The organism is Mycolicibacterium hodleri (assembly GCF_025822245.1).
Taxonomy (GTDB): domain Bacteria; phylum Actinomycetota; class Actinomycetes; order Mycobacteriales; family Mycobacteriaceae; genus Mycobacterium; species Mycobacterium hodleri.
Map to the genome: position 1 here is coordinate 1 of NZ_JACKTL010000003.1, position 2408 is coordinate 2408.

Here is a 2408-nt window from a genome sequence, read left to right on the forward strand (position 1 = left end):
TCGCCGTTGGCGTTCACGGGCGTGAAGAGGTCAGTGAGCGGTGAATGGTGCCGGCGGTGCCGGGGGTGCAGGCGTCAGCACCAGCGGAGTCGGCACGGGCGGCAACGGCGGCAACGGCGGCGACGGCGGCATCGGCGCGGCAGGTCAGGCCGGCGGCGCAGGCAGTGCGGGCGGTGCCGGTACCGCCGGCTCCAACGGCACCGTGGCCGGTACCGCGGGCACCGCCGGCACGGCAGCTGGCAANGGNGGCAACGGCGGAACCGGCGCGGCAGGCGGCAACGGAGGAACCGGAGCCGCAGGCGGCAACGGTGGCGTCGGCGGCGCAGGCGGCGCGGGCACTGGTGCAGGTGGAACCGGTGTCGGTGGCACGGGCGGTACCGGTGGATCCGGCGCCTCGGGCGGTCCCGGCGGAACCGCGGGTGCCGGCGGCACGGGTGGCGCCGCCGGAGCGGGTGGAACCGGCGCCAGCGGCGGAGCAGGTGGCACCGGCGGAGCAGGTGGCACGGTCGGTACGCCCGGCCGCGGCGGCATCTTCGGCGGCACCGGCTCCACCGGAAGTGCGGGCTCGACCGGCACGGCCGGAAACACCGGCGCCACCGGAGCAACCGGTTCGGCCGGCAGCACCGGTGCCAGTGGAGCCAATGGCAACACGGGTGCCAGCGGTGCCGGCGGTACCAAGGGCGCGAACGGGGCCAACGGGGCCTCTTCGTAACACCGAATGACCGCGGCGCATACGCGCCGTGAAACGCCTGGGGGCGTCGGCTACGGCCGACGTCCCCAGCCGCGTGCGGGGACACGGCGCTAGCGTGACGACGTGACCTCCTTCGCTTCCCGCCTTGCGTGCTCCGCGCTCGGCGTAGTCATGGTTCTGACGGCTTCCCCCTTCCCCGCCGCCGCCGACGCACCGAGCCCCCTGTTTGCCTTGGTGGACGCGGCCGCGCAGCGCCTCCAGACCGCCGAACCGGTGGCCGCCTCCAAGTGGACCACCGGCGGCTCGATCTCGGATCCGGCCCGCGAACGACAGGTGATCGACGCCGTGACGGCCGCGGCCAAGTCGCAGAACGTCGACCCCGACTACGTCGAACGGGTCTTCCGCGATCAGATCGACGCGACGGTCGGCGTCGAGTACGGCTACTTCAGCGAGTGGAAGCTCGATCCCGCCAGCGCCCCCACCACCGCGCCAGACCTATCGGATTCCCGGTCCGCGATCGACGGGTACAACCGCACCATGGTGAACGAGATTGCCGCGCAATGGAATACGTTGCACTCACCCACCTGCGTCGGCGATCTGGAGGCCGTCAGGGCGGCCGTCGCCGCCAGCCGTGGCTTCGACGATCTCCATCAGCGCGGCCTGACGTTCGCGACGAGGTCCTACTGCCGGTGAACCGCCGGGCGACGACCGGGTGAACACGCCGTTGACCTGGGTTAACGGGCGTCTCGCCGATTAGGCGTTCGGGGCCGCGACGGTTTACTCTTTCCCGCGGTCCGTCGTCCGACACAGGAAAAATTCTCATGCCTCTTCAGCCCACCTTGCGGCGCGCACACAATCCTCTCGGCACTCGCACCCACCACGTCATGCCTCGGATGTACGGTCCGACGGTCGGTCAGAGCTTCGACATCGAGATTCACCGCGAGATCGACGGCTGGTCGATCCGGATTCCCGAGATAGGCGGCGTGACTCGCGCGCGCCGGCGGGCGACGGTCGAGCTGGCGGCGCGCGAATGCATCGCGGCCATGACCGGCATTCCGATCGGTTACGTCGCGGTCTTCGTCGCCAAGGAAACCGTCGGCGCCGAGTAGCTTCTGCTACGCCTGGCTGCCCCGGAACGTTCGAAAGCGCCGACGCCCGGCGACGGTGCGCACATCCCAACAGCGTCCGCGAAGTCACACAGATGCACTGTCAGCACGTGCCCTCGCCGTGTCGCCGACGCTGGTCATGACGAGGGCCAGCACTCGATCAGGCCCCCCACGGCCAGTCGCATGTGTCGCCACCCGACAGCTCACTTCGACACGGCCGCGTGCCGCACGACGTCATCCACACGACGCCCCCAAGGAGCGACGTTCCGCCACCCCTCAGCTGGTCGTGGGTGGTGGTTGTGGTTCGAAGGGGGTGTACCACCACCATTGGGCGCGCTCGCCCAGCGGCCCGCGGCACGGTTTCACCGCCGGTGGGGGTTGAGTGGGTGAACGGGCCAATGATCCCGGGTTCAGTGGTTCCCCGTCGGCGTCGGTGACGACGAGGTGTGCGGCGGGGCCGGTGATGGTGATCCCGCCACTGTGGTGCAGGCGGTGGTGGAAGGGGCAGAGCAACACCAGGTTGTCGAGGTCGGTCGGCCCGCCGTCCTCCCAATGCCGGATGTGGTGGGCGTGCAATCCGCGGGTCGCCCCGCACCCGGGGACCACACAGC

3 protein-coding genes are annotated in these 2408 nt (G+C 70.7%); 2 read left to right on the top strand and 1 reads right to left on the bottom strand.

The genetic code is table 11. From position 1 onward, the window contains the following. Positions 1–814: 814 nt before the first annotated feature. Together H7J06_RS00165 and H7J06_RS00170 are read left to right on the top strand one after the other, a co-directional pair. Positions 815–1384, top strand: coding sequence for a chorismate mutase (locus H7J06_RS00165; protein WP_264035880.1), 570 nt, complete (start codon positions 815–817; stop codon positions 1382–1384). A gap of 200 nt (positions 1385–1584) precedes the next feature. Then, positions 1585–1800, top strand: a complete 216-nt coding sequence (locus H7J06_RS00170; RefSeq protein ID WP_308205656.1) for a long chain fatty acid-CoA synthetase Faa4p — start codon at positions 1585–1587, stop codon at positions 1798–1800. Positions 1801–2073: 273 nt separating this feature from the next. Here H7J06_RS00170 and H7J06_RS00175 read toward each other — a convergent pair. Next, the coding region (locus tag H7J06_RS00175; protein WP_264035884.1) for an HNH endonuclease signature motif containing protein at positions 2074–2408 on the bottom strand (335 nt) is incomplete at its 5' end.